28 protein-coding genes and 2 pseudogenes are annotated in these 22,671 nt (G+C 71.3%); 10 read left to right on the top strand and 20 right to left on the bottom strand.

Annotated features, from left to right (window positions below):
- Nucleotides 1–9: 9 nt before the first annotated feature.
- Nucleotides 10–1,203 (top strand): annotated as a pseudogene (locus ABZ321_RS26295) (RNA-guided endonuclease TnpB family protein); the annotation flags it as partial.
- A 149-nt stretch (nucleotides 1,204–1,352) separates the two neighbouring features.
- Here the strand turns inward: ABZ321_RS26295 and ABZ321_RS26300 are convergent.
- Together ABZ321_RS26300 and ABZ321_RS26305 are read right to left on the bottom strand one after the other, a co-directional pair.
- Nucleotides 1,353–2,441 carry a peptidoglycan-binding protein gene (locus tag ABZ321_RS26300; protein ID WP_354895728.1) on the bottom strand — a complete coding sequence of 363 codons (1,089 nt, stop codon included), beginning with the start codon at nucleotides 2,439–2,441 and terminating at the stop codon, nucleotides 1,353–1,355.
- Nucleotides 2,438–2,956 (bottom strand): hypothetical protein, encoded by a 519-nt coding sequence (locus ABZ321_RS26305; protein ID WP_354895731.1) that lies wholly within the window; start codon nucleotides 2,954–2,956, stop codon nucleotides 2,438–2,440. The genes ABZ321_RS26300 and ABZ321_RS26305 overlap by 4 nt, the downstream gene beginning before the upstream one ends.
- A 110-nt stretch (nucleotides 2,957–3,066) precedes the next feature.
- On the opposite strand from ABZ321_RS26305, the gene ABZ321_RS26310 reads away from it, so the two are divergent.
- Nucleotides 3,067–4,344, top strand: a complete 1,278-nt coding sequence (locus tag ABZ321_RS26310; protein ID WP_354895734.1) for a histidine kinase — start codon at nucleotides 3,067–3,069, stop codon at nucleotides 4,342–4,344.
- On the top strand, nucleotides 4,341–4,991 hold the full coding sequence (locus ABZ321_RS26315) for a response regulator transcription factor (RefSeq protein WP_344505476.1): 651 nt from the start codon (nucleotides 4,341–4,343) through the stop codon (nucleotides 4,989–4,991). The genes ABZ321_RS26310 and ABZ321_RS26315 overlap by 4 nt, the downstream gene beginning before the upstream one ends.
- 141 nt (nucleotides 4,992–5,132) lie before the next feature.
- Here ABZ321_RS26315 and ABZ321_RS26320 read toward each other — a convergent pair.
- Nucleotides 5,133–5,246 (bottom strand): annotated as a pseudogene (locus ABZ321_RS26320) (PQQ-dependent sugar dehydrogenase); the annotation flags it as partial.
- 303 nt (nucleotides 5,247–5,549) lie between these two features.
- Here ABZ321_RS26320 and ABZ321_RS26325 point away from each other — a divergent pair.
- Nucleotides 5,550–8,582, top strand: coding sequence for a hypothetical protein (locus ABZ321_RS26325; RefSeq protein WP_354895738.1), 3,033 nt, complete (start codon nucleotides 5,550–5,552; stop codon nucleotides 8,580–8,582).
- A gap of 48 nt (nucleotides 8,583–8,630) precedes the next feature.
- Here ABZ321_RS26325 and ABZ321_RS26330 read toward each other — a convergent pair whose 3' ends face one another.
- From ABZ321_RS26330 to ABZ321_RS26365, 8 genes are all read right to left on the bottom strand, one after another.
- The gene (locus tag ABZ321_RS26330) at nucleotides 8,631–8,762 is read right to left on the bottom strand and encodes a hypothetical protein (protein WP_354895741.1); all 132 of its coding nucleotides are present in this window, start codon (nucleotides 8,760–8,762) and stop codon (nucleotides 8,631–8,633) included.
- Nucleotides 8,763–8,961: 199 nt separating this feature from the next.
- Complete coding sequence (locus ABZ321_RS26335) at nucleotides 8,962–10,254, bottom strand: MFS transporter (protein WP_354895744.1); 1,293 nt, start codon at nucleotides 10,252–10,254, stop codon at nucleotides 8,962–8,964.
- A gap of 22 nt (nucleotides 10,255–10,276) precedes the next feature.
- A complete protein-coding gene (locus ABZ321_RS26340; protein WP_354895747.1) occupies nucleotides 10,277–11,701 on the bottom strand; it encodes an NAD(P)-binding domain-containing protein in 1,425 nt (474 codons plus the stop codon).
- 65 nt (nucleotides 11,702–11,766) lie between these two features.
- The gene (locus tag ABZ321_RS26345; protein ID WP_344505486.1) at nucleotides 11,767–12,270 is read right to left on the bottom strand and encodes an N-acetyltransferase family protein; all 504 of its coding nucleotides are present in this window, start codon (nucleotides 12,268–12,270) and stop codon (nucleotides 11,767–11,769) included.
- Entirely contained in the window at nucleotides 12,267–12,596 is a 330-nt protein-coding gene (locus ABZ321_RS26350) for a metalloregulator ArsR/SmtB family transcription factor (RefSeq protein WP_344505488.1), read from the bottom strand. The genes ABZ321_RS26345 and ABZ321_RS26350 overlap by 4 nt, the downstream gene beginning before the upstream one ends.
- Nucleotides 12,597–12,608: 12 nt before the next feature.
- On the bottom strand, nucleotides 12,609–13,862 hold the full coding sequence (locus ABZ321_RS26355; protein WP_354895750.1) for a M28 family peptidase: 1,254 nt from the start codon (nucleotides 13,860–13,862) through the stop codon (nucleotides 12,609–12,611).
- On the bottom strand, nucleotides 13,859–14,092 hold the full coding sequence (locus ABZ321_RS26360) for a hypothetical protein (protein WP_354895752.1): 234 nt from the start codon (nucleotides 14,090–14,092) through the stop codon (nucleotides 13,859–13,861). The genes ABZ321_RS26355 and ABZ321_RS26360 overlap by 4 nt, the downstream gene beginning before the upstream one ends.
- A gap of 57 nt (nucleotides 14,093–14,149) precedes the next feature.
- A complete protein-coding gene (locus ABZ321_RS26365) occupies nucleotides 14,150–14,296 on the bottom strand; it encodes a hypothetical protein (RefSeq protein ID WP_344505492.1) in 147 nt (48 codons plus the stop codon).
- 90 nt (nucleotides 14,297–14,386) lie between these two features.
- On the opposite strand from ABZ321_RS26365, the gene ABZ321_RS26370 reads away from it, so the two are divergent.
- The gene (locus ABZ321_RS26370; protein WP_354895755.1) at nucleotides 14,387–14,767 is read left to right on the top strand and encodes a metalloregulator ArsR/SmtB family transcription factor; all 381 of its coding nucleotides are present in this window, start codon (nucleotides 14,387–14,389) and stop codon (nucleotides 14,765–14,767) included.
- Here the strand turns inward: ABZ321_RS26370 and ABZ321_RS26375 are convergent.
- Nucleotides 14,736–15,230, bottom strand: coding sequence for a hypothetical protein (locus ABZ321_RS26375; protein ID WP_354895758.1), 495 nt, complete (start codon nucleotides 15,228–15,230; stop codon nucleotides 14,736–14,738). The genes ABZ321_RS26370 and ABZ321_RS26375 overlap by 32 nt on opposite strands.
- Before the next feature lie 61 nt (nucleotides 15,231–15,291).
- Here ABZ321_RS26375 and ABZ321_RS26380 point away from each other — a divergent pair, with 61 nt between their 5' ends.
- From ABZ321_RS26380 to ABZ321_RS26390, 3 genes are read left to right on the top strand one after another with little or no spacing between them, the layout of a single operon-like run.
- On the top strand, nucleotides 15,292–15,639 hold the full coding sequence (locus ABZ321_RS26380) for a helix-turn-helix transcriptional regulator (protein WP_354895761.1): 348 nt from the start codon (nucleotides 15,292–15,294) through the stop codon (nucleotides 15,637–15,639).
- Complete coding sequence (locus ABZ321_RS26385; protein ID WP_344505499.1) at nucleotides 15,621–16,196, top strand: permease prefix domain 1-containing protein; 576 nt, start codon at nucleotides 15,621–15,623, stop codon at nucleotides 16,194–16,196. Before ABZ321_RS26380 ends, ABZ321_RS26385 begins: the two co-directional genes overlap by 19 nt.
- 43 nt (nucleotides 16,197–16,239) lie before the next feature.
- Complete coding sequence (locus ABZ321_RS26390; protein ID WP_354895764.1) at nucleotides 16,240–16,395, top strand: hypothetical protein; 156 nt, start codon at nucleotides 16,240–16,242, stop codon at nucleotides 16,393–16,395.
- On the opposite strand, the gene ABZ321_RS26395 is transcribed toward ABZ321_RS26390, so the two are convergent.
- The 6 genes from ABZ321_RS26395 to ABZ321_RS26420 all read right to left on the bottom strand — a co-directional run bounded on the left by ABZ321_RS26395 (nucleotide 16,370) and on the right by ABZ321_RS26420 (nucleotide 20,663).
- Nucleotides 16,370–17,743: an FAD-dependent oxidoreductase gene (locus ABZ321_RS26395; protein WP_354895767.1), complete on the bottom strand. Its 1,374-nt coding sequence runs from the start codon at nucleotides 17,741–17,743 to the stop codon at nucleotides 16,370–16,372. The two genes, ABZ321_RS26390 and ABZ321_RS26395, sit on opposite strands and share 26 nt — an antisense overlap.
- 65 nt (nucleotides 17,744–17,808) lie before the next feature.
- The gene (locus tag ABZ321_RS26400; protein WP_354895770.1) at nucleotides 17,809–18,219 is read right to left on the bottom strand and encodes an arsenate reductase ArsC; all 411 of its coding nucleotides are present in this window, start codon (nucleotides 18,217–18,219) and stop codon (nucleotides 17,809–17,811) included.
- A gap of 29 nt (nucleotides 18,220–18,248) precedes the next feature.
- Complete coding sequence (locus ABZ321_RS26405) at nucleotides 18,249–18,986, bottom strand: MIP/aquaporin family protein (protein ID WP_354895773.1); 738 nt, start codon at nucleotides 18,984–18,986, stop codon at nucleotides 18,249–18,251.
- A gap of 34 nt (nucleotides 18,987–19,020) precedes the next feature.
- Nucleotides 19,021–19,680 (bottom strand): arsenate reductase ArsC, encoded by a 660-nt coding sequence (locus ABZ321_RS26410; RefSeq protein ID WP_354895776.1) that lies wholly within the window; start codon nucleotides 19,678–19,680, stop codon nucleotides 19,021–19,023.
- On the bottom strand, nucleotides 19,673–20,356 hold the full coding sequence (locus ABZ321_RS26415; protein ID WP_354895779.1) for a helix-turn-helix domain-containing protein: 684 nt from the start codon (nucleotides 20,354–20,356) through the stop codon (nucleotides 19,673–19,675). Before ABZ321_RS26415 ends, ABZ321_RS26410 begins: the two co-directional genes overlap by 8 nt.
- 28 nt (nucleotides 20,357–20,384) lie before the next feature.
- The gene (locus ABZ321_RS26420; protein ID WP_354895782.1) at nucleotides 20,385–20,663 is read right to left on the bottom strand and encodes a hypothetical protein; all 279 of its coding nucleotides are present in this window, start codon (nucleotides 20,661–20,663) and stop codon (nucleotides 20,385–20,387) included.
- Between ABZ321_RS26420 and ABZ321_RS26425 the strand changes: the two genes are divergently transcribed.
- Together ABZ321_RS26425 and ABZ321_RS26430 are read left to right on the top strand one after the other, a co-directional pair.
- Nucleotides 20,662–20,847, top strand: coding sequence for a hypothetical protein (locus ABZ321_RS26425; RefSeq protein WP_354895785.1), 186 nt, complete (start codon nucleotides 20,662–20,664; stop codon nucleotides 20,845–20,847). The two genes, ABZ321_RS26420 and ABZ321_RS26425, sit on opposite strands and share 2 nt — an antisense overlap.
- A 176-nt stretch (nucleotides 20,848–21,023) precedes the next feature.
- Nucleotides 21,024–21,527 (top strand): hypothetical protein, encoded by a 504-nt coding sequence (locus ABZ321_RS26430; protein ID WP_354895788.1) that lies wholly within the window; start codon nucleotides 21,024–21,026, stop codon nucleotides 21,525–21,527.
- 26 nt (nucleotides 21,528–21,553) lie between these two features.
- On the opposite strand, the gene ABZ321_RS26435 is transcribed toward ABZ321_RS26430, so the two are convergent.
- Both ABZ321_RS26435 and ABZ321_RS26440 read right to left on the bottom strand, forming a co-directional pair.
- The gene (locus ABZ321_RS26435) at nucleotides 21,554–21,979 is read right to left on the bottom strand and encodes a DUF6114 domain-containing protein (protein WP_354895791.1); all 426 of its coding nucleotides are present in this window, start codon (nucleotides 21,977–21,979) and stop codon (nucleotides 21,554–21,556) included.
- A gap of 1 nt (nucleotide 21,980) precedes the next feature.
- Nucleotides 21,981–22,604 (bottom strand): DUF6230 family protein, encoded by a 624-nt coding sequence (locus tag ABZ321_RS26440; RefSeq protein WP_354895794.1) that lies wholly within the window; start codon nucleotides 22,602–22,604, stop codon nucleotides 21,981–21,983.
- Between the last annotated feature and the right edge of the window lie 67 nt (nucleotides 22,605–22,671).

A 22,671-nucleotide genomic window follows, 5' to 3' on the forward strand; every position in this document is an offset into this window, starting at 1 on the left:
GCTTGAGCCATGGGGAGGAAACGGATCACTTGCGGAGCAGGGCAGGAGGAGCCAATCCACAGCCAGCCCGGATCGGCGTCCACCCGTCGCGTCGCCGCAACGTCTACTGCTTGGTGTGCTAACTTGCGAGCCTTGTCCAGGACTGTGAAGCGGGCGTTCAAGTACCGCTTCTACCCGACTCCGGAGCAGGCCGCTGAGCTTGCTCGGACGTTCGGGTGTGTCCGGCTGGTGTACAACATGGCGTTGCAGGCCCGCTCCGAGGCGTGGAAGCTGCGGCAGGAGCGGGTCAACTACAACGCCATCAGCGCGCTGCTCACCGGCTGGAAGAAGACCGAGGAACTGGCGTTCCTCAACGAGGTGTCCTCGGTCCCTCTGCAGCAGGCGCTGCGCCATCTGCAGGTGGCGTTCACAAACTTCTTCGCCAAGCGGGCCAGGTATCCGACGTTCAAGAGCAAGAAGCGGTCGCGTCGGTCGGCGGAGTACACCACCAGTGCGTTCCGCTGGCGTGACGGTCGGCTCACCCTGGCCAAGATGGCCGAACCCCTGGACATCGTGTGGTCGCGTCCCCTCCCACAAGGTGCATCTCCGTCCACGGTCACCGTGTCCCAGGACAGCGCGGGCCGCTGGTTCGTGTCCCTGCTCTGCGACGACAGGATCGAGCTGACCCTGGTCACGGGTGCGGTCGGTGTCGACGCCGGCCTGGACAGCCTGCTCACCCTGTCCACCGGTGAGAAGATCACCAACCCGAAGCACGAGCGCCGGGACCGCGCGGCGCTCGCCCGCGCCCAACGTGCGCTCGCCCGCAAGGAGAAGGGCTCCGCGAACCGGGCCAAGGCTCGGCTCAAGGTGGCCCGCGTGCACGCCCGGATCACCGACCGGCGCAGGGATCACCTGCACAAACTGAGCACTCGGCTCGTTCGTGAGAACCAAACGATCGTGATCGAGGACCTGACCGTACGCAACATGGTTACCAACCACAGCCTGGCCCGCGCCATCAGCGACGCGGCCTGGCGGCAGTTCCGCACCATGCTCGAATACAAGGCTGACTGGCACGGCCGGAATCTGGTCGTGGTGGGCCGCTGGTTCCCGTCGTCCAAACTGTGCTCGACCTGTGGTGCGCGCGCTAAGCAGATGCCGCTGAACGTCAGGTCGTGGACGTGCCGGTGCGGCGCCGTGCACGACCGGGACGTCAACGCGGCCCGCAACATCCTCGCGGAGGGGCTCTCCGTGATCGCCTGTGGAGGCGGTGTAAGACCTCAACGAGAGTCCTCTCGGACGGGGCAGTCGTCGGTGAAGCAGGAAACCCAGCGGGCGACCGCTGGAATCCCCCGCCGTCAGGTACGGGGAAGATGTCAAGTGACAGGTACCTCGACGCGCATGCCTTCGGTGAGCTCGCCGCCGGTGATCTCGACCATGCTGGCGTTCTCGTCGAAGAGGCCGGTCGCGACCGTGATCAGGCGTCGGCCGGACCCGTCGACGACCGCGACCTGGTAGCCGCCGTCTGCGGCGGCGAGCAGGGCGGTGACCGGGACCCGCAGCACGTTCCTGCGCTGCGACCCGGTGATCGACACCTGAACGGGCGCCTGGTCGAGCGCGGGCGCGCCGGGCGGCATGGTCACGGTCACCACCATCGACACGGTGGCCGGCCCGGGCGGGCCGTTGTTGCCCGGCTCGGGCGCGATCGCGACGGTGCCGACCTCGCGGACGGTGCCCGGGACGGGGGCGTCCAGTCCGGGCACGTTGACCGTGACCGGATCGCCGGCGTGGACGGTGCCCTGCCGGCCGGCGCTCAGCGCGACGCGGACCACGCGGGCGGTCGTCGTCGCCGACAGCATCGGCTCACCCGGCCCGGCGGACGCGCCGACCTGGACGAGGGCCGCGCCGACCCGCACCGCGCCGGGCAGGAACGCGACCTGCCCGAGCGGCAGCCGGCCGGTGCGCTGCGCGACGGGCAGGCCGCGGGCCGCCTGCCAGCGCCGGACCGCGGTCGCGGTGGCGTCGCTGAAGTGCCGGTCGACGGTGATGCCGTGGCCCGGGTCCATGCCGAGGGCGACCAGGTTCTGCTCCAGCTGCAGCACGTCGACGCCGTCGCTCATGCCCGCGGCCAGCTCCCGGTACGCCGGCACGGCTCCGTAGAGCAGCGTCGCCGGGACGCCGGCCACCGTGTAGAGGTCGGCGCCGCGGACGACGGCGGTCCCGGGCGCCGGCACGGCGGTGACGACGCCGCCCGGCAGCTGGTTCACGACGGTGTACGCGCCGTCGAAGCCCAGCACGCCGGCGACCTGGACGCGGGCGGCGACATCGCCGCGCGTCACCGGCGACGTCGTCGTGCGCACCTGGGGCGCCGCGACGGTTTCGGGCTTCTGCGGGCGGGTCATCGCCCAGCCGGCCACTCCCGCCGCCAGCAGCGCGCTGCCGGCCGCAACCACTCGTACCCTCATGAGACCGCGATCTTCTTGTCGTAGATGCTCTTGCAGGCGTCCATGGCGGTCAGGACCCGCTCGCTCTTGCCTTCGTTCTCCAGCGGCGTGCCGACGAGCGGGAACGTGCCGTCCGCCTTCGGGTCGGGGAAGCCGTCGATGCCGTGCTCCCGCATGCACCTGGCGAACGCCTTGAGCTTCTCCATGTCCGCGGCGCTGGGCGGCTCGGCGGAGCGGGGCGTGCCGAGCGCCGCCATCTCGTCCATGATCGCCTTGCACTCGGGGACCTGCTCGCTGAGCGTCCGCAGCTGCTCCTTGACGTCGCGGCCGTCGCCCGGCCAGGCGAGGCGGTCACCTTCCATCACCGGGTCCGCCATGTCGGGGTACCCGTGGTCGCGGGCGCACTGGGAGATACGGCGGCCCACGTCGAGGGCCTGCTGGGTGTTGATCACGCTGGGGTCCTGCTGCTCGGCCGCCGGTGAGCAGCCGGCCAGGAGCGCCACCAGTACCAGCGCCAGGAGCGGTCTCGATGTCATGTGCTCACGGTCGCCGTTCACCGGCATCACCCGCGTCTGGCCGCAGACCGATCTTCGGGGTCTGTCGTGCGACAGATCCGCAACCGCCGCGACGCACGTACGCTCGGACGATGCAACGCCTGCTGGACGCGTCGCTCATCGCTGTGCTGGTCGCCGCCACGTTGCTGTGGAGCGACGCGCTCCTGCTGTTCGGTGAGCCGGACTTCAAGGTGCTCGCCACGTTCGGCACCGTCGCCGCCTGGCGGCTGCACACGCTCTGGTGGAGCCTCGCCGCGATCCCGTCGGCGGTCGCGATCGTCCTGCGGCACCGCTGGCCCCTCACCGCGACGATCCTGGCGATCTGCGCGGCCGAGGTGCACCTGCTCGACCCGGTCCTCAAGTCGCCGCCGACCGACGTCGCGGTCCTGATCACGATGTACACCCTGACCAGCTCCGACCACCGCCGCCAGACGGTCCTGGCGACCCTGGTCGCGACCGAGGCGCTGCTGCTGTCCGGCGCGCTGGCGCAGGGGATCGGCCTCGCGCCGGACCCCGCCCGCCCGCTGACGTCCGTGGCCGACTACCTCGGCCGGGCGTCGAAGGCCTTGTACGCCGCCGTCCACGGCGACGCGCTGCCCATGCTGGTGCGCGCGCTGCAGTCCGCGGCCGTGCCCGCGCTGCTGCTCGCCGCCACCTGGGCCGTCGCCGACAGCGCCCGCACCCGGCGGCTGCACGTCGCGGTCCTGCAGGCCCGCGCCGACGACCTGGAACGCGAGCAGGAGCAGCGCACCGCCCTCGCCGTCGCCTCCGAACGCGGCCGCATCACCCGCGAGCTGCACGACGTCGTCGCGCACGGCCTGTCGGTGATGGTCGTGCAGGCCCAGGGCGCCAAGGCTCAGCTGCACCGCTCCCCCGAGCGCTCCGACGCCGCGCTCACCACGATCGTCACCACCGGCCGCGCCTCCCTCGCCGAGATGCGCCGCCTGCTCAACCTGGTCCGCGCGCCGGCTTCCCTGTCCCCGCAGCCCGGCCTCGCCACGCTGCCGGAGCTGATCGACCGGGTCCGAGCCAGCGGCGTGCCGGTCACCTTCAGCGTGGCCGGTGCCCCGGCGACCCTGCCCGCCGTGATCGAACTGGCGGCCTACCGGATCGTCCAGGAGGCTCTGACGAACACGCTCAAACACGCCACGCCGGGCGCCTCCTGTACGGTGGAGCTCACCTTCGACCCCTCCGGCCTGCGGATCTTCGTCTGCGACAACGGCCGTGTCGTTGCGCCCCTGACGCCCGGCAACGGCCTGCGGGGCATCACGGAACGGGTCACCGCCCTCAACGGCGTCCTGACCGCCGGCCCGTCCCCCGACGGCGGCTTCGAGGTGTCGGCGTTCCTGCCCCTGGCGCTCGTCGCATGATCCGCGTCCTGCTCGCCGACGACCAGTCCCTCGTCCGCGCCGGCTTCCGCATGATCCTCGACGGCACCGACGACCTGGTCGTGGTCGGCGAGGCCGCGGACGGCCTGCAGGCCCTGTTGGTCGCCGCGTCGGTGTCCCCGGACGTGATCCTGATGGACGTCCGCATGCCCGGCGTCGACGGCATCGAGGCCACCCGCCGTCTCCGGACCGCCCTCCCCCCGTCCGCCCCACCCCACGTGATCATCCTGACCACGTTCGACCTCGACGAATACGTCTACGCGGGCCTCCGCGCAGGCGCCGCCGGCTTCCTGCTGAAGGACGCCCTCGACACCGAACTGACGCAGGCGGTCCGCGCCGTGGCCGGCGGCCACAACGTCGCCGCCCCGACCGTCACCCGCCGCCTCGTCCAGCACTTCGTCTCCACCGACCCCCGCCCGTCCGACCTCGTCCCCATCGACGTCCTGACCGCCCGCGAACGCGACGTCCTGCACCTGATCGCCGAGGGCATGTCCAACCAGGAGATCGCCACCCGCCTCACCATCTCCGAAGGCACCGTCAAGACCCACGTGAGCCGCATCCTCGCCAAACTCGGCCTCCGCGACCGCATCCACGCCGTCATCTACGCCCACCGCACCGGCGCCGCCTGACCACCCGACAATTGCCTGCGCCTTTCTGTGGCGTCCTCGGAGGTAGTTCGAACCTCCGGCCTCTTCGTTCGTAGGCAAGATCAGGTGTTCGAACGGGGTCTTTCAACATGCGTCGATCTTGACCAAACTGCACACCTCCTGCGGCGCGGCACCCGGACGCAGCCGCAGGATCCGGCCGGTGTCGCGTTCGGCGAACAGCACGTCGCCGTCGGGCAGGAACGCCAGCCCCCACGGCACGTCCAGGCCCCGCGCCACCTCCTGCGGGGCGGCGAGGTCGGGACGGCCCGACGGGACACTGCCGGCGACCTGCCGTGGTGAGCCGGTCCGGCACCCGCTGATCATAGGGGCGGGCACGCGCGTCGATGTCTTGACATCGCCACTGACACATCCTATGTTTCGCAGCAGATGACTGTGCCCGCCGCCACGGAGCATGGTCGCAGTCCGCACCCCATCGCACAGTTCGGACCAGGTCGCTTACGAGTCGGCGCGTCCAGCGATCGCAATACATCCCATGTATGCCTGCCCGCTGCGGGGAGCGGTCTCGCCGAAAGGACGACCATGATCCGACTCAGACTGCTGTTCGCCGGGATAGCCGCAACCGCGGCGGGACTGGCGCCGGCCCTGCTCATCCCGCAGGCGACCGCGGCGACCGCGGCGACCTTCTCCGCGTCGCCGGCCGGCGCCGGGTCGTCGTGCACGCAGGCGGCCCCGTGTTCCCTCGCCGGCGCGCAGGCCGCCGTCCGCGCCAAGCTCGCCGCCGACCCCGGCGCGGACGTGCAGGTGCTGCTGGCGGACGGCACGTACCGGCTGTCCAGCACCTGGAAGTTCACCGCCGCCGACTCCGGCAGCACGGGGCATCCCGTGGTGTGGCGCGCCGCGCCCGGCGCCGTGCCGGTGATCTCCGGCGCGACCCGGGTGACCGGTTGGGTGCAGGAAGGCACCAGCGGCGTCTGGTCCGCGCCGGTGCCGGCGGGCAGCCAGACCCGGCAGCTGTACGTCGACGGCAGGAAGGTGCCGGTCGCCGGTGCATCCTTGTCGGACCTCGGGTGGAACGCCGGCTGGACCGGGTCCTCGTCCGGGTACACCATCAGCGGCGACGCCAACGCGAAGGCGTGGTTCGGCGCGCGCACGGCGGCCGAGGTGGCCAGGGTCGAGTTCGACTATCCCGGCGGCAACGGCCCCTGGACCGAGTCGCGGTGCCCGGTCGCCGGCTACGCGGCGAGCACGGCGACCCTCACGATGGCGCAGCCCTGCTGGACGAACGTCACCAACCGGGCCGCGTTCAGCCAGGGCAGCGGCGGGCTGCCGTCCATGTCGGTGAACACCAAGCCGGCACGGGTCGACAACACCAGGGCGTTGCTGAGCCCGGGTGAATGGTTCCTGGACGCGAACCGGCTGTACTACCAACCGGAGTCCTGGCAGCAGATGCAGAACCTCGACGTGGAGCTCCCCCGCCTCGAGTCGCTGCTGCAGGGTGCGGGCACGCTGGCCAACCCGCTGCACGACGTCACGTTCGTCGGGCTGCAGTTCTCCTACGCCACCTGGAACGACCCTTCCCGCGGCTTCTCCGACGTGCAGAGCAACCTGCGCATCACCGAGGGACGCAACCAGGGCATGTGCACCTTCTCCAACCCGGCCGGCAGCTGCCCGTGGGGCGCGCTGACCCAGCCCCTCGCCAACGTCGCGTTCACCGCCACCACCAACCTCACCCTGGCCGGCAACCGGTTCGTCAACCTCGGCGGCGCCGGGCTCAGCGTCATGTACGGCGCACGCAACACCCTCATCCAGGGCAACGAGTTCACCGACATCTCCTCCACCGCCCTGCTGCTGGGCTGCACCTACGACCCGACCCCGACGAACGACGGCGAAGCGCAGGGGATCAAGGACCACTGCACGCCCGATCCCGCGGCCGTCAGCGGCGACAGCGTCGGGCTCAACGAGATCCTGACCAACACCACGGTGTCCGACAACGTCATCCATCACATCGGCACCGACTACTCCTCCGCGTGCGGCATCACGCTGCTGTTCTCCCGGGGCACGAGGATCACCAACAACGTGCTGTACGACCTGCCGTACACCGCGATCACCGCCGGCGTCATCCAGGGCCACGTGGACCAGGCGAGCACGCCGCAGAACTCCACGAACATCAACGAGAGCAACACGATCAGCAACAACCTCTTCCACGACTACATGTCGGTCCGCAGCGACGGCGGCGCGATCTACGTCGAGGGCCACCAGGCCGGCTACGTCCGCCGGACCGACGGCACCATCGACCCCGTCGCCACGCTCGCCAAGGGCCTACAGGTGAAGGGCAACGTCGCCTTCAACGGCCGCTCCACCAACTTCACCTACTACGACGACGCCGGCGCCGAATGGATCAACTGGGAGGGCAACGTCGCGTTCAGCGCCGGCGGCTCGGCACAGGGCGGTTGCAGCCCCACCGGGCACTTCTGGATCCGCAACAACTACTTCTCCGCCCCGATCCAGTCGTACCCGTGCGCGCAACCGGTCGACTCGAACGCCTCCGGCAACGTCTCCATCCCGGCGACACCCGGCCCCACACACGTCCCGGCAAGCGTCCTCGCGGCGGCGGGGTTGACCTCGGCATACGTCGCGCAACCGAACGCGGGTGCGCCGCAGGTCCGGTACATCTCCCCGACGAACGCGACCCAGGTGCTGGTCGGCGGGCACGGCTTCACCGCCACGACCCCGGTCTACGTCAAGAACGTGCGGGTCAGCGGCGTCCAGTTCGTCTCCGGCGGGTTCCTCGTCGTGCCGATCCCGTCGGGCACCACGGCGGCCGACATCCGCGTCGGCGACGACGGCGGTGGCCCGGTCACCCCCGGCCGCATCGACAACACGGACAGCCGGATCAGCTACAGCGGTTTCACCCTGCAGTCCGGGCGGACCTTCGGCGACCTCAACGGCGACGTCCATTTCGCCACCGCCAACGGATCCACCGCCACGCTGACCTTCACCGGCACCGGCATCACCGTCTACGGCGAACAGAACACCGACCAGGGCAACCTCGGCATCACCATCGACGGCGGCACCCAGCAGGTCGTCAACACTATCCCCGCTGATGGTGCACGCCACGCCAACGTCGCCGTGTTCAGCAGGACCGGACTCAGCGCCGGCACGCACACCATCGTGGTCACCAAACTGTCCGGCAGCTACGCGGTGCTGGACGGGTTCGCGGTCGCGAATACCGGCCCGACCACGACCCGACTGGACGACACCGACAGCCGGATCGCGTACAGCGGCTTCACGTTGCAGTCGGGCCGGACCTTCGGCGACCTCAACGGCGACATCCACTACGCCACCACCAACGGATCCACGGCCACTCTGACGTTCACCGGCACCGGCGTCACCGTCTACGGCGAACAGCACACCGACCAGGGCAACCTCGGCATCACCATCGACGGCGGCACCCAGCAGGTCGTCAACACCATCCCCACCGACGGCGTACGCCACGCCAACGTCGCCGTCTTCAGCAGGACCGGACTCAGCGCCGGCACGCACACCATCGTCGTCACGAAGCTGTCCGGCATGTATGCGGTGCTCGACGGATTCGCAGTGACCTCGAGCTGACAGCGTGGACCGCGGCGATCTGTCCGCCGCGGCCCACACCTCACATCATCACCGCCGGAAGAGGCTCAGCAACGCGTAGAACGGCCAGCGCCATCCGGTTACGGTCTTGAACCAGTCGTCGAACCAGGCGCGTTGCTGCTGGACGGTGACCACGTCGGCGCAGTCGGCTGGATCGAGCACGTCGACCAGGTTGCCCGTGGACGGTCGGCGACCGCGTCGGAGCAGGAATCGAGTCGAAGATCCATTCCTGCTCGGCGGCGAATGGATTCTTCCAGAATCCACCCATCAGCCCCGGCCGCGGCAGGCCGAGCCCGGACAAGAACGCTGCAAACCGGCCGGCCTCGACCGCCTCGACCGTGGTCGTGCTGGCGTTGTTGGCCTACGGCTTGGTGATGTACGCGTTGTCCGTCCCTGTGGCGGTGACCGTGGCGCGGGCGGCGGAGGCGTGAGGCACTGGTGAGGGTGTCGAGGCCTTCACGACGATGCCGGCCGCGGCGATCAGGCACGCGGCGCTGACCGCGGTGAGGACCGGGACGTAGCCGCCGGCGGTGTGCAGCGCCGCGGCGCCGAGTGGTGCCCCTGCACGGGAGAGCGTGATGGGGACGGTGAGGATGCCGGCGATCGTGGCGTACGCGACGGTGCCGTACCGGTCGGCGAGCAGGGCGGGCGATGCCAGGCTGGAGATGCCGAACCCGAGCCCGAAGGCGATGACTCCTGCGATGGCGCCGGCCCGGCTGCCGCTGACGGCGAGCAGCGCGAGGGCTGCGGTGGCCTGGACGGTGTAGACGGCCGCGACGACGGTGGTGGTCCGGATCCGCCGTTGCGCGCCGGTGAGCACGAGCCGCCCGGTCACGGACAGCACGCCGAGCAGGCCGGCGACCGTGGCGGCGAACGTGACCGGGTGTCCAACGCTCGTGAGGAAGCCGACGAGGTGGACGGTCATGGTGGTCATCGCCGCGCCGTGGGCGACGAACGCGACCGCGAGGGCCCAGAACCGGCCGTCGCGCAGCGCGGCGGCCACCACCGCCTGCCGGGCCGCTGGGTGCCGGTGCTTCGCGGCGACCGGCGTGTACGGCGGCCGGCGCAGGACGAGTCCGTGCAACGGGACCGTGATGAGGCCGTGCAGGGCGGCGAGGACGAGCAGGGCGTGCTGCCACCCGTACCGCTGGACGAGGGCACCGGTCAGGGGCAGGAAGATGGCGCTGGCGAACCCGGCCACGATGGTGATCGCCAGCAGCGCCTTCGCCCGCCGTCCGGGATCGAACCAGGACACCACCACGGCGAAGGCCGCTTCGTACTGCACCATGGCCGAGGTCAGGCCGATGCCGATCAGCACGGCGTACAGCTGGATCACGGTGGACACCTGTGACCAGGCGACGAGCAGCCCGGTCGCGGCGGCCGAGCCGGCGGTCATCAGGGCCCGGCCGCCGTGGCGGTCCAGCCACCGCCCGACCGGGACGGCCATGACCGCTCCGGCGAGGATCGATGCGGTCAGCGCGCCGGTGACGGTCGTGGTGGAGGTGTGCAGCGTCGTGGCCATGGGTTGCAGGAGGACGGCGAAGGCGTAGTACAGGGTGCCGTAGCCGACGGTCTGGGTGATGGCGAGCGCGGCGACGATCCGCCAGCCGTGGAAGACGGGCCGGTGGCCACCGACGTGTGTGTCGGCGGCCACCGTGGGAGCAGATTTCACCTGGTCAGCTGCAGCAGCTGCCGGACTGCTCACCGCTGGCCGGCGCCGAGGCGCTGATCAGCGTCAGCGGGGACGACAGCAGCCCACCGGAGATGCCCGTGGCCAACCCCCGCCCGGCTGGCGCCGTATCGACGGCGGGTGCGCCGCAGCAGCCGCCTCCGGCCGCGTCGACGGTCTCCTCGCCGACGACCGGGTTGCTGTTGCACACGCCGGTCTCGGGCAGGTCCAGCTGCACGTCGCGGGCAGCGTCCCAATCCCCGGCGAGGGCAGCGACGACGGACCGTGCCTGCTCGTAGCCGGTGGCGAGCAGGAACGTCGGGGCGCGGCCGTAGCTCTTCACACCGATGGCGTAGAAGCCGGCCTCGGGGTGCGCGAGCTCGTCGACGCCGTGCGGCGGGACCGTGCCGCAGGAGTGCTCGTTCGGGTCGATGAGCGGCGCCAGGGCGCGGGTGGAGCCCAGGATCGGGTCCAGGTCCAGGCGCAGCTCGGACACGAAGCCGTGGTCCGGGCGGAACCCGGTCGCGGACACGATCCGGTCCACCACGACGACGCGCTCACCGTTGGACACCTCGACCGCACCCTCGGGCAGGACCTTCAGCGTCTCGGCGGAGAACCCGGTGATGAGCTGGATGCGGCCGGCGTCGACGTGCTCGCGCAGCCGGGTGCCGATCGCGCCGCGAGCCGGGAGGGCATCGGCGGTCTCACCACCGTAGGTGCGGGCGGGCGTCGCCGCCCGGATCGCCCACGTGACCCCGGTGCCCGGGACCTGCTCGGCCAGTTCGGCCAGGACCAGCAGGGTGTTGGCGGCGGAGTGCCCGGCGCCGACGACCAGGGTCCGCTTCCCGGCGAACCGGTCCCGGTCGACGCCGAGCACGTCGGGCAGGGCGTGCTCGATGTACGCGGCGGCGGCCGTCTCGCCGTGCGCGGGGATGCCTGACGCGCCGAGGACGTTCGGGGTGGACCAGGTGCCGGACGCGTCGATCACGGCCCGCGCGAGGAGGTCATCGCCGTCGGCGAGGCGGACCAGGAACGGCGCCGACTCACGGCCGGCGGTCCGCAACCGGTCCAGGCCGAGCCGGGTCACTGCCACGACCCGCGAGCCGTAGCGCACGTGCGGCTTCAGCGCGGGCAGGTCCGCCAAGGGCTGCAGGTAGTCCTCGGCCAACTGCCCGCCGGTCGGCAGTCGCTCGGCGTCGGGTTCGACCCAGCCGGCGTCGGCGAGGAGCTTGCGGGCGGCGGCGTCGATGTTGTACCGCCACGGCGAGAACAGCCGGACGTGAGCCCACTGCCGGATCGCGGCGGCCGGGCCGTCGCCGGTCTCGAGAACAACGAACGGCAGACCGCGCTCGTTCAGGTGTGCGGCGGCGGCCAGACCGACCGGGCCGGCACCGATGACGACGACGGGCAGGTCTTCCAAACGGTTGCTCACAACGATCTCCAATGTCTTGACAGAATTCGAAATACGAAGGCGCACTGCGGTGCTACGCCATGGCGCTAGACGTGTTGGCTGCGGCGTTCGATGAACACGACGTCACGCCACCGGTTGCCCTGGCTGGCGTGGCGGCCGACGCGTTCGCGGATGCCGACCTCGCGGAAGCCGGCGGCGCGGTGCAGTGCGCGGCTCGCGGTGTTCTCTGGGAAGACGCCGGACTGGATGGTCCAGATCCCGGCCGCTTCGGTGGAGACGACCAGGGCGTCGAGCAGCGCGCGGCCGACGCCGCGGCCCTGGGCAGCGGGGTCGACGTAGACGGAGTGTTCGACCACCCCGGCGTACACCTGACGCGCGGAGACCCGGGACACAGCGACCCAGCCGAGCACCGTGTCGCCAGGATCGACCGCTACGAGGCGGTGGCCGGCCAGCTTGCCGGCGTCGAACGCCTCCCACGTGGGGGCGGTGTCCTCGAAGCTGGCGTTGCCGGCGTCCATGCCGGCCTGGTAGATCGCCAGGACCGTTGCCGCGTCCCCGGCCGTCATCGGGCGGATCGCAACGTCGGTCACGCGCAGCCTCCGATCGGGCTCGGGGCGGGCTTGCCCATCACGACGTCGGCGGCGGACGGGAAGCAGGCGATGCAGGCGGCGTTGATGCGGTAGTGCCGCGCGGTGCCGACCGCCTCGACCAGCACGAACCGCACCTCGGTCAGGATCTTCAGGTGCTGCGACACCGTCGATTGGGCCAGACCCACGGCCGCCACGATCTCCCCGACGCTCAACGGCTTCCCCTGCCGGGCGAGGTACTCCACGATCTGCACCCGCGACGGGTCCGCCAAGGCGCGAAACCAGGACGCGTACTCCTCCGCGGCCGCCCTGTCCAGCAACTCGCTCACGCAGCACCAACTTCATCGTCTATCGCCGATCAACGATTGAAGTGTAGCCGGGTCGGTCGCCGCCAGCCAGCCCGTTGCGACGACCAGTCGCGCGACGGCCGCAAGCGTCGTCGTTTCCACGCGGTCCGGGGTGTCGGCCGGGCTGTGGTAGCCGGCCATCCCCGCGCCGATCCCGACTGCGGCCAGGCCCTCGGCCGCGTAGCGGCGGTTGTCCGAGGCGACCGGCCCCGCGACGAGCGGCAGCCCGGTGTGCCGCCCGGCCTGGTCGAGCGCCGCAAGCAGTGCATGTGCGGGCCCGCCGGCTTCGACTGCGGCGGCCTGGTGCAGGTTGCCGGCGCCGTCGACGTTGATGACGAGCGGCGCGGCGCCTGCCTGCCGCAGTTGTGCGGCATGGTGGGCGGAGCCGAGCGCTCCGGCCTCCTCCGCGTCGAGCAGCGCGACCGACAGCCGCAGACCGGCTTCCCTCAGCACGCGGGCCGCCTCGAGGACGACGGCGACGCCGCTGCCGTTGTCGGCCGCCGCCGGCTGGCGTAGCCCCGGATGGTCACCGACCCCGTCATAGTGCGCCGTCAGCAGCACCTCTGCACCCGTGCCGGCGGGCCACGTGGCGTGCAGGTTGGTGGCAGGCACGTCGAGCCGGCGGATCGGCGCGTTTGCGGCCAGCCAGGCCGCACCGCTGCCGGCCGCGGCACACAGTGCGGTGTGGGTGGCGGTGTCGAGGGTGAGGATCGGCAGCGGGCCGGGGTTCGGGCCGGCGAGCATCGTGTAGTGCCAGCCGTCGGCGTCCACCCCACGGCCGAACAACAGCCCGACCGCACCGTGTGCATGGCCGTACGCGTCGAAGAGCGTCATCCCGGCCGGGACGGCGAGCCACCGGCCGGCAGGATCACCGGCTCCGGCGACCGCGAGGCCGCCGCGCTGGATGAGCGGCTGGTCGGCGGAAGCGAGGTGGACGGCGACATCACGGCCGAAGGCCAGCCGGCGGGTCGTGGTGCCGTCGTGCCAGTCGACGGTCGGCGTCGTGTACACCTCGGGGACGAACCGGACCGCGAACGGCTCCAGGCTGACCGCCGCGCCGAGATCGGCCAGGTGCTGGGCGAGCCAGGCGCGGGCCGCGGCGCCGCCAGCCGAACCGACCCGCCGCCCGCGGAACGGCTCCCCGGCGAGGGCGGCGACAGTGGCGGCCATCCGGTCGCCGGAGACCGCGCCGAGCATCTCCGCGAGGATCTGCGCGACCGATGCCGGCCGGCTGGCGGCGGCGCTCATCCGCAGCAGCCCGCGCCGGACGCGACTGCCTCAGCCTTCGCCGACGTACCGCAGCAGGCGCCGGCCTCGGTCGCCTCCGCGGTGGTGCCGCAACAGGGCCCGGAGCTCGCGGGCTCCGGCAGGGTAAGAGTCGCCTCGGGCGGGTTGCCGCAGCAGCCGCTCGTTCCGGCGACGTTGAGGGCTGCCGCCGGGTCGCCGGCGAATCCGCCCTGAGTCTGCGTGCTGGTCATGGTGTGCTCCATAAGGTTGTTGGTGTTCGTGGATCAGGTCGGGTTGAGCGGTGTCGGCTAGCGCGGGCCGGCCAGTGCGGCGAGCTCGGCGCGGGTGCGCTCGACGCGGCGCCACGCACGGTCGGCAGCGGTGCTGACCTCGGCGCAGCCGTCGCAGAACCGGACGCCGGCCTGCGCAGCGGAACGGCGGGGGAAGCGGAACATGGCGATCTCCTCATCGTGCGGGACGAGCTGTCTTGACGTCCGTCGAATCAAACAGTTGCACGCTGATTCGAGATCTGTCAACCTAGAGGCATGTCAAAACAGCCGGCGGTGCTCACCCTCACCGACCTCAACGCGGACACCCCGTGCTGCCCGCCGATCGCGCAGCGCCGCATCCCCGCGGAGACCGCCGCCGTGCTCGCCCCTGCGTTCAAGGCGCTCGGCGACCCGGTCCGTCTGCAGCTGATGTCGATGATCGCGTCCGCGCCGGACGGCGAGATCTGCGTCTGCGACCTCACCCCGGCGTTCGAGCTGTCCGGACCGACGATCTCCCACCACCTGAAGACCCTCCGCGAAGCGGGCCTGGTGGACTCCGACCGGCGCGGAACGTGGGTCTACTACCGGGCCCGGCCCGGCATCATGCGCCAGCTCGCAGGTCTGCTCACGGTGGAGACGACGGCGCCGACCGGCTGACCCGCAGCGCGCCGTCGCGCCGCAGCGCCCGCCACGTGAGCGGGGCACCCACGGCGACGGGCAGCAGCCAGTACAGCACCGGCGGCAGCCGATCCCACAGTGGCAGCCGGCCACCGTTGTCGACGTAGAACCCGGTCAGCAGGGCGATGTACGAGCCGGCCATGGCCGAGCCGTGCCAGACCACCCACCGGCGGGGCCGCGCACGGCGCGCCCACCAGCCGGACAGCGCCAGCGCGAACGCGACCGCGGCGATCAGGAACAGGTGCCAGTCGTGCCGCCAGCGCAGGACTGCCATGACGGTCGCCGTCGCGAACACGCCGCCGATCGCGTACAGGTACACCGCACCGGCCCACGGATGGCGGCCGGGCCGCTTGCGGGAGGCGGCCGCCAGGCCACCCGCGACGACTCCGGTCAGACCCGCGGCCACGTGCACCGCGAGCGCGGTCAGGAACACCGGCGACATGCGCGCCTCCGACCAGATACGTAGTTAACCTACCTACGTTCGTACGGTAGCATAACTACCTATGAAGGCCGAGGCGCAGGCGCTCAAGGGGCACCTCGACGTGCTGCTGCTGGCCGCCCTCGAGGACGGCCCGCGGCACGGATACGCGGTCAAGGAGGCGCTACGTGAGGGCAGCGGCGGACGGTTCGACCTGCCCACCGGCACGGTCTACCCCGCACTGCACCGCCTCGAGGCCGCGGGCCTGATCAGCGGCACCTGGTCGCACGCCGAGACGCGCCGCCGCCGCCGCATCTACGAGCTGACCGAGGCAGGCCGACGCAAACTCGCCGGCGACCGGGTCAACTGGCACGAGTTCGCCGCCGCCGTCACCACCCTGCTGGACAGGCCGCCGTGGCCGGCCACGAGCTGATCGACGACGCCGTCACCGCGCTCGCCCGGCACCTGCCCGCCGACGCGGTCGACGAGCTCGCCGACGGCCTGGCCGAGACCTACGCACGGCACCTCGCTCAGGGCCTCGACCCCGACGCCGCAGCGCGCGAGACCATCGCCGAATTCGGCGAGCCGGACGTGATCATCGCGGCCTTCGTCCACCAGTCCCCCGGCCGTCGCGCCGCACGGGCCCTCGTCGCCTCGGGACCCGCCGTCGGCGGCTGCTGGGCCGTGGCGATGGTCACCGGCCACGCCTGGAGCTGGCCCGTGCCGGCACCCGTCAGACTGGCGTTCGGCGTGGGCTTCCTGGCCGTCGTCACCGCGATGGTGTTCGCCGCTACCGCCCGCCGCAGCTACCGCCGCACCAGGATCGCCGGCGCCGCCGGTCTCGGGCTCGTCGCCCTCGACGCGGCCATCCTCGTAGGGGCCGTCCTGCTGCCGCTGACGTTCACCTGGCCGCTCGCCATCGCCACGGGCGCCAGCCTCACCCGCCTGATCCTGACGGCCCGGGTCGTGCCCCGCCTCCTCACCGGGTGACAGCATCTTCAGCGACGACATCGTCGACACGCTGCACCGGGACATGTTCGGGGTGTTGTTCAGCGAGTGGGGCCACGGCGTACAGGCCGCGGTCGACCTGACGCTCATCTGCCGCTACTACGAGCGGTACGCCGACCACGCCGTCGATGCTGGACACCAGGTGGTGTTCATGGTCACCGGTGAGGCACCGCCGAGCTGACGCGCTCCCAGCCGATGGCGGCGACCTGCACGGCGTCCCACGGGCTGCCCAGGGGCGGGGTGTAGGACAGGTCGAGGTCGGCGACGTCGGCCACGCTCGCGCCGTAGCTGATCGCGGCGGCGAAGACGTCGACGCGTTTGGCGATCTCGGCGCCGCGATGGCCGAGGAGCTGTGCGCCGAGCAGCCGCCCCGTGGTCCGGTCGCCGGTGACCCTGATCCGGATCGGGGTCGCGCCCGGGTAGTACGCCTTGTGATCGTCGGCGGTGGTCGCGACGGTGACCGGGTCGTAGCCGGCATCGCGGGCGGTGTGGTCGCGCAGTCCGGTGCCGGCGGCGACGAGGTCGAACACCTTGACCGCCTGGGTGCCGAGGGAGCCGGCGAAGACGGCGTCGCCGCCGAGGGCGTTGGCGCCGGCGACGCGGCCCTGCTTGTGGGCGGTGCTGCCCAGCGGCAGGTACACATTGCGGTCGAGGATGCGGTGGTACGTGTGGACGCAGTCTCCTGCGGCGTAGACGTCGGGCAGGTTGGTGCGCATGCCACGGTCGACGGCGATCGCGCCGCGCACACCGAGAGCCGCTCCGGCGTCGGCGGCGAGCTGCACGTCGGGCCGTACACCGGTGACGACGAGGACGATGTCGCCGTGGTGCGACCCCGCTGCGGTGTCGACCCGCAGCCGGTCGCCGTCCGCGGTGACCGCGTGGACCTGGGTGCCGTGCTGGACGGTGACGCCGTGCGCGCGGAGGTGCTCGGCGAGGGGTTCGGCGAGTTCGGCGTCGATGGTGGGCATCACCTGGTCGACCTGTTCCAGGACGGTGACGTGCAGTCCCCGGGTGGTGAGCGCCTCGGCCATCTCCAGGCCGATGTAGCCGGCGCCGACGATGACGGCGGTCCGGGCCTGCCGACGTTTGATCGACTCCAGGAGGGCGAAGGTGTCGTCCATGGTGTGCAGGACGTGTACGCCGTCAGCCGGGCCGAGCCGGTCCAGGCCTTCGACCGGCGGCCTCGCCGGGACGGCGCCGGTGCCGACGACGAGCCGGTCGTAGCCGAACGTCGTCTCGTCGCCGTGGGGCGTGGTGGCGGTGACGGTGTGCGCGGCCGGGTCGATGGCGACGGCCCGGTGCCCGAGCTGCAGGTGCAGGCCGACGGCTTCGAGGTCGTCTGTGGTGCGGTGGGCGAGGTTGCGCCAGTGCGGGACCTCGCCGGAGACGTGGTACGGGATGCCGCAGATGCTGAAGTTCGGGTACCGGTCGGCGACGAGGAGGGTGACGTCGGCGGTGGGGTCGAGTTCGCGGGCGCGCAGGCCGGCGCTGATCCCGGCGTCGCTGCCGCCGATGACGAGCAGGCGCATGGACAACCTCTCCGGAGACGAACGGGTGGAACCGCCGCCGGCCTGACCAACCGGCGGCGGAGCTCTCAGCCGGTCGTGACGGGCAGTTCGGTGATCAGCTGCTCGACGCGGGCCTTGATGGCGTCGCGGATCGGGCGGACGTCGTCGATGCCCTGTCCGGCCGGGTCGTCGAGCTTCCAGTCCAGGTACCGCTTGCCGGGGAACACGGGGCAGACGTCGCCGCAGCCCATCGTGATCAGGACGTCGGAGGACTCGGCGGTCTCGTAGTCCAGCTTGCGCGGGATGTTGGCGGTGATGTCGATGCCGACCTCCCGCATCGCCTCGACGGCGACGGGGTTGATCTGCGATGCGGGCTCCGACCCGGCGGAGCGGACCTCGACGGTGTCGCCGGCGAGGTGGCGCAGCCAGCCGGCGGCCATCTGCGAGCGGCCGGCGTTGTGCACGCACACGAACAGGACGCTGGGCTTGTCACTCATGACGGTTCGGTTCCTCCGTGCTGGTGGTTTCAGGACGATCGTGCGGTCTGATCGGCGTGGCCGACGACGACCTCGTCTGCCGCGCGACCGGCGTCCGGATACAGCGCCAGCAGCAGCCCGGTCCCGACCAGAAGTCCGGCGAGCTGCGCGACGACGAAACCCGGTACCGACGAGGGAGCGATGCCGGCGAACGTATCTGTGAAGGCCCGGCCGATGGTGACGGCTGGGTTGGCGAAGCTCGTGGAGGAGGTGAACCAGTACGCGGCGCCGATGTACGCGCCGACCGCCGCGGGCGCGACCGGTGCCCGGCCGGAGCGGGCGAGGGCGAAGATGAGCAGGATCAGCCCGGCGGTGGCGACGACCTCGCCCAGCCACAGGTGACCGGCCGAGCGGTCCTTGCCGGAGAAGTCGACGGCCGCGAGGTCGAACATCAGGTTCGCCAGGACCGACCCGGCGATCGCGCCCGCGGTCTGCGCCGCGACGTACCCGCCGAGGTCGGATGCGCTCAGGCCGGTGCGGGTGCGGCGACCGAGGAACCAGTCCGCGGCCGACACGACCGGGTTGAAGTGCGCGCCGGACACCGGCCCGAACGTGAGGATCAGCGCGCCGAGCGCGAACGCCGTGGCGACGGAGTTCTCCAGCAACTGCAGCCCGACGTCGTCCGAGAGTGTGGTGGCCATGACGCCGGAGCCGACGACGGCGGTGACGAGCAGCGCGGTGCCGACGAACTCGGCGAGGAACCGTCGCCACGGTGCTGGGTGGGTCATCGAGTACGTGCTCCTTGCTCTGGTGGGCGAAGTATCAGGCGGCGGGGATGTTGAGCTGGTCGATCAGGCGGCGGACCCGGCGCTCGATCTCGTCGCGGAGCGGGCGGACACCCTCGACGTCCCAGCCGGCCGGGTCGTCCAGGTCCCAGTTCTCGTACCGGGTGCCGGGGAACACGGGGCAGGCGTCGCCGCAGCCCATCGTGACGACCACGTCGGCGGCACGGACGACCTCGTCGGTCCACGGCTTCGGGTATTCGGCGGTGATGTCGATACCGCGCTCGGCCATCGCGGCGACCGCCGCCGGGTTGATCTCGATGCCGGGCTCCGAACCACCGGACCAGGCGACGGCCCGGTCTCCGGTGAGGTGGGTGAACCAGCCGAGCGCGATCTGGGAGCGGCCCGCGTTGTGCGTGCACAGGAACAGCACGACCGGTTTGCCGTCGCGGTGCTTGCCCTCGACCCGGGCCAGGGCGTGCAGGCGCTGCCGGGCGAAGCGTTCGGCGAGCAGCGGCAGGAAGTTCGGCACGGTGCTCAGCGACGCGAACTGGTCGTAGCTGCTGTGCAGGAACCGTTCGATGGTCTCGGAGCCGTACGTGCCGTCGAACTCACCGGCGAGCCGCGCCGCGGCGGTGCGCAGGGCGAGCTGCTGGTCGATGGAGAGCTCCTGATGGTAGCCGGCGAGGGCGTCAGGCATGGTTGGCTCCGGGGAGTAGGGCGGGTGCGAGGCGGTCGATGCGAGCGGCGAGGTCGGCGAACGTGGCCTCGAAGGCGGCGTCGGTGTCCGCCGGCGCCGGGACGGACCAGTGCAGCCGGGGCCGGACGCCCTGGGTGAGGTCCTCGTGGGCGTTGTCGCACACGGCCACCACGAGGTCCGTGTCGTGCACGACGTCCGCGACGTGCGCGGTGCCGGCGGCGTTGATCACCAGCCCGTGCCGGCGGGCGACGGCCACCGCGCGGGGGTTGACGCGTGCGGCGGGCTGGGTGCCGGCCGACGCGGCGGGGATCGTGGCCTTGTGCGTCCACAACGCGGCGGCCAGCTGGGACCGGGCGGAGTTGTGGGTACAGACGAACACCACCCGCGACACGTCGGTCAGCACCGGCGCCGTGAGCGAGGCGAGCGCTCCGGGCTCGAGGCGCAGGTACGTACGGCGCCGGTCCCCCTCCGAACGGCTCCGGACGAGGAGCCCGGCCTCGTCGAGGACCTTGACGTGGTGGGCGACGAGGTTGGTGGGCAGGTCGAGCGCACGGGCGATCTCGCCGGGCGAGGCGTCGCCGAGGGTGAGCGTGTCCACGATGGCCAGGCGTGCCGGGTCACCGAGAGCGGCGTGAATCCGGGCGCGCCGCTGCACCGAAGAAAGCTCAGCGTTCATTGACTCAATGGTGTCTGAGCTTTTCTGCTCACGTCAAATGAACAGCAGATGTCGCCCTCTCGATCCACGCGGTCGACGACGCCTCGCTCGCCGCGGTCCCGTACGCAACACCGGCGACCCGCAGTCCCAGCGCGCGCACCCTGTCGGCGGCGTCGGCGCGGTCGGCCCAGTGCGGCAGCCGGACACGCGCCGCCGCGACCAGCCGCGCGCCGAGGTCGACACCAAACGGCTCGACCCGGCGGCCACGCTCGGCCGCCCATCGGTGCACCGACTCCATCAGCAGGCCGTTCGCGCAGCCGACCTGCATGCACGTGCGGGTCTACGCCGATCGGATCGAGGTGGTCAATCCGGGGCTCGTGGCAGGGCGCCGGATTGACGTCGACGAGTTCCTGGGACTGTCGGGCGGCGAGGGGCAGGCGGTGGCCGGGCATCTGCACCGCGCAGTTGTCTCGCACTGGTTCGTCCGAGCGTTTGTGACGCCCGTTGACTGATCACGCCAATCCGCTGCGGACCACGACGGCCGTGGACGCTGTTGTCGTTGAAATCGGCATGATCCCTGATCCATGAGGCCGGAATTGCCGTCGCGGGATACCTCTTGAACGAGCCCTTCCGGGGCAACCGCAGCTCTTATCCGCCTCTCAAGGATGGGGCTCGGTAGGCTGGTTTCGTGCACGGGCCGAATGCTGCCGCGCGCGAGGCGGTGTCTTTCCCGGTCTGGGATGCGGTGGTCGATCTGCCCAGGTCGGCGATGGCGGACGGGACGATCGCGCACGGCTGCGTCGTCGACGCGGTCTCCCGAGTGCGTGGGGCATCGCCGGACGATCTCGGCGGGCCGGCCGCCGCGCCCGGTGTGACGGTGTGGTCGTTCGCCGTTGACCGGCTCGCCGGGGACAGTGGCTGGCCGGTTCGCCACGCGAGCTTGATCTTTGCTGTGCGGTTGGCGGAGGACGCCGGGATGTCGTTGCGCGACGCGGCCGTCGAGCTGGCGGGAATCGCCGCGTCGGGTGGGATTGCGGTCGACCTCGTTGTCGGTGGCCAGGCGGAATCAGGTCGGTTGTTCGAAGTGCGCGGCCTGGGCTGGTTGGTGTCGTCGACGCAGCCGGGTCACGCGTTTGCGGCATCGTGCTATCTCGTGCCGCCGGTGGTGCAGTACCGACTGGACCACCGTTAGTCGCAGCCGGCCATTGAACTGGCCGGCTACGGTTCGGCGCGTTCGGCCTCCAGCGGTGTGTCGTTCTCGTGCTGGGACTCGGCAGGTATGGCGTCCGGGTCGGGCTTTCTCGGCGGTACCGGCTGCCAGGAGAAGGCGAGAGAGCCGCCGAGCAGGCCGAGGAGCAGGCCGATCAGGAAGCCGCCGAGGTTGGACGTGACCCAGGAGGCGAGGGCCATGAGCAGGGCCAGGATCGAGTAGAAGGTGCGGTTCTCCGGGCTGAACCAGAGCAGGACCCCGCACAGCAGCATGATGATGGGCACGAGGTAGCCGGCCAGGCCCTGCATGCCGATGTGTAACACCACCGGCAGCGGGGCCTTGACCGTCAGGAAGATCTCGACGGCGGCGACGACGATGAACAGGCCGCCCCAGAAGGGGCGGCTGCGTCGCCAGCGGCGGAAGGAGCGGCGCAACTCAGCAGCCCTCGTCGCTGAAGCTCATGTGCAGGTTGGGCAGGATGAAGGTGGCGGCCGTGGTGGCGTAGTTGTTCTGCCGCAGGTGCTGGATGCGCACGGTCTCGGCCTGCTGGCCGAAGATGCCGATCCCGCCGGTGGCGCCGGGCACGCGGGTCAGCGTGCTGGCGTCCTGACCGATGTCGATCGAGGTGAAGCTGGCGTCGCCGGAGATGAGGTCGGAGTCGACGATGAGCTTGGTGGCGGTGACGGGGTGCTGGGCGTCGCCGGCGGTCAGCTTCAGGTTCGTCCCGCCGAGGTTGATGCTCTGGCACAGGTTGGTCAGCTTGGCGTTGTCGACCGCCGAGACGATGAGGATCAGCTGGCCCCCGGTGTCGCCCTCGTTGGGGCTGCCGGGCTCCATCGTGTCGAGCACCGCGTACTGCTCGAAGCCCGTGCCCTGCAGCTCGTCCGCGGTCACCACGAACGGCAGGCCGGACACCGAGAAGGACGCGGCGATGACGCCTTGACCGGTGAGCACCACGAGCCCGGCGGTAACCGCCGTCGAAATGACCATCGTCAATGCGAATCGGCGCCAGCGGGTCTTTCCCTGCGGCTGTTCTTCCTGATCTTCGGCCTGGGTCATGGCGGGACCTCCACGCACTCGACGGACGGCGGTCACCCGGAAGTTACTCGCGGGTATTGATCAGGTC

The sequence above is a fragment of the Dactylosporangium sp. NPDC006015 genome (assembly GCF_040614215.1).
Lineage (GTDB): Bacteria > Actinomycetota > Actinomycetes > Mycobacteriales > Micromonosporaceae > Dactylosporangium > Dactylosporangium maewongense.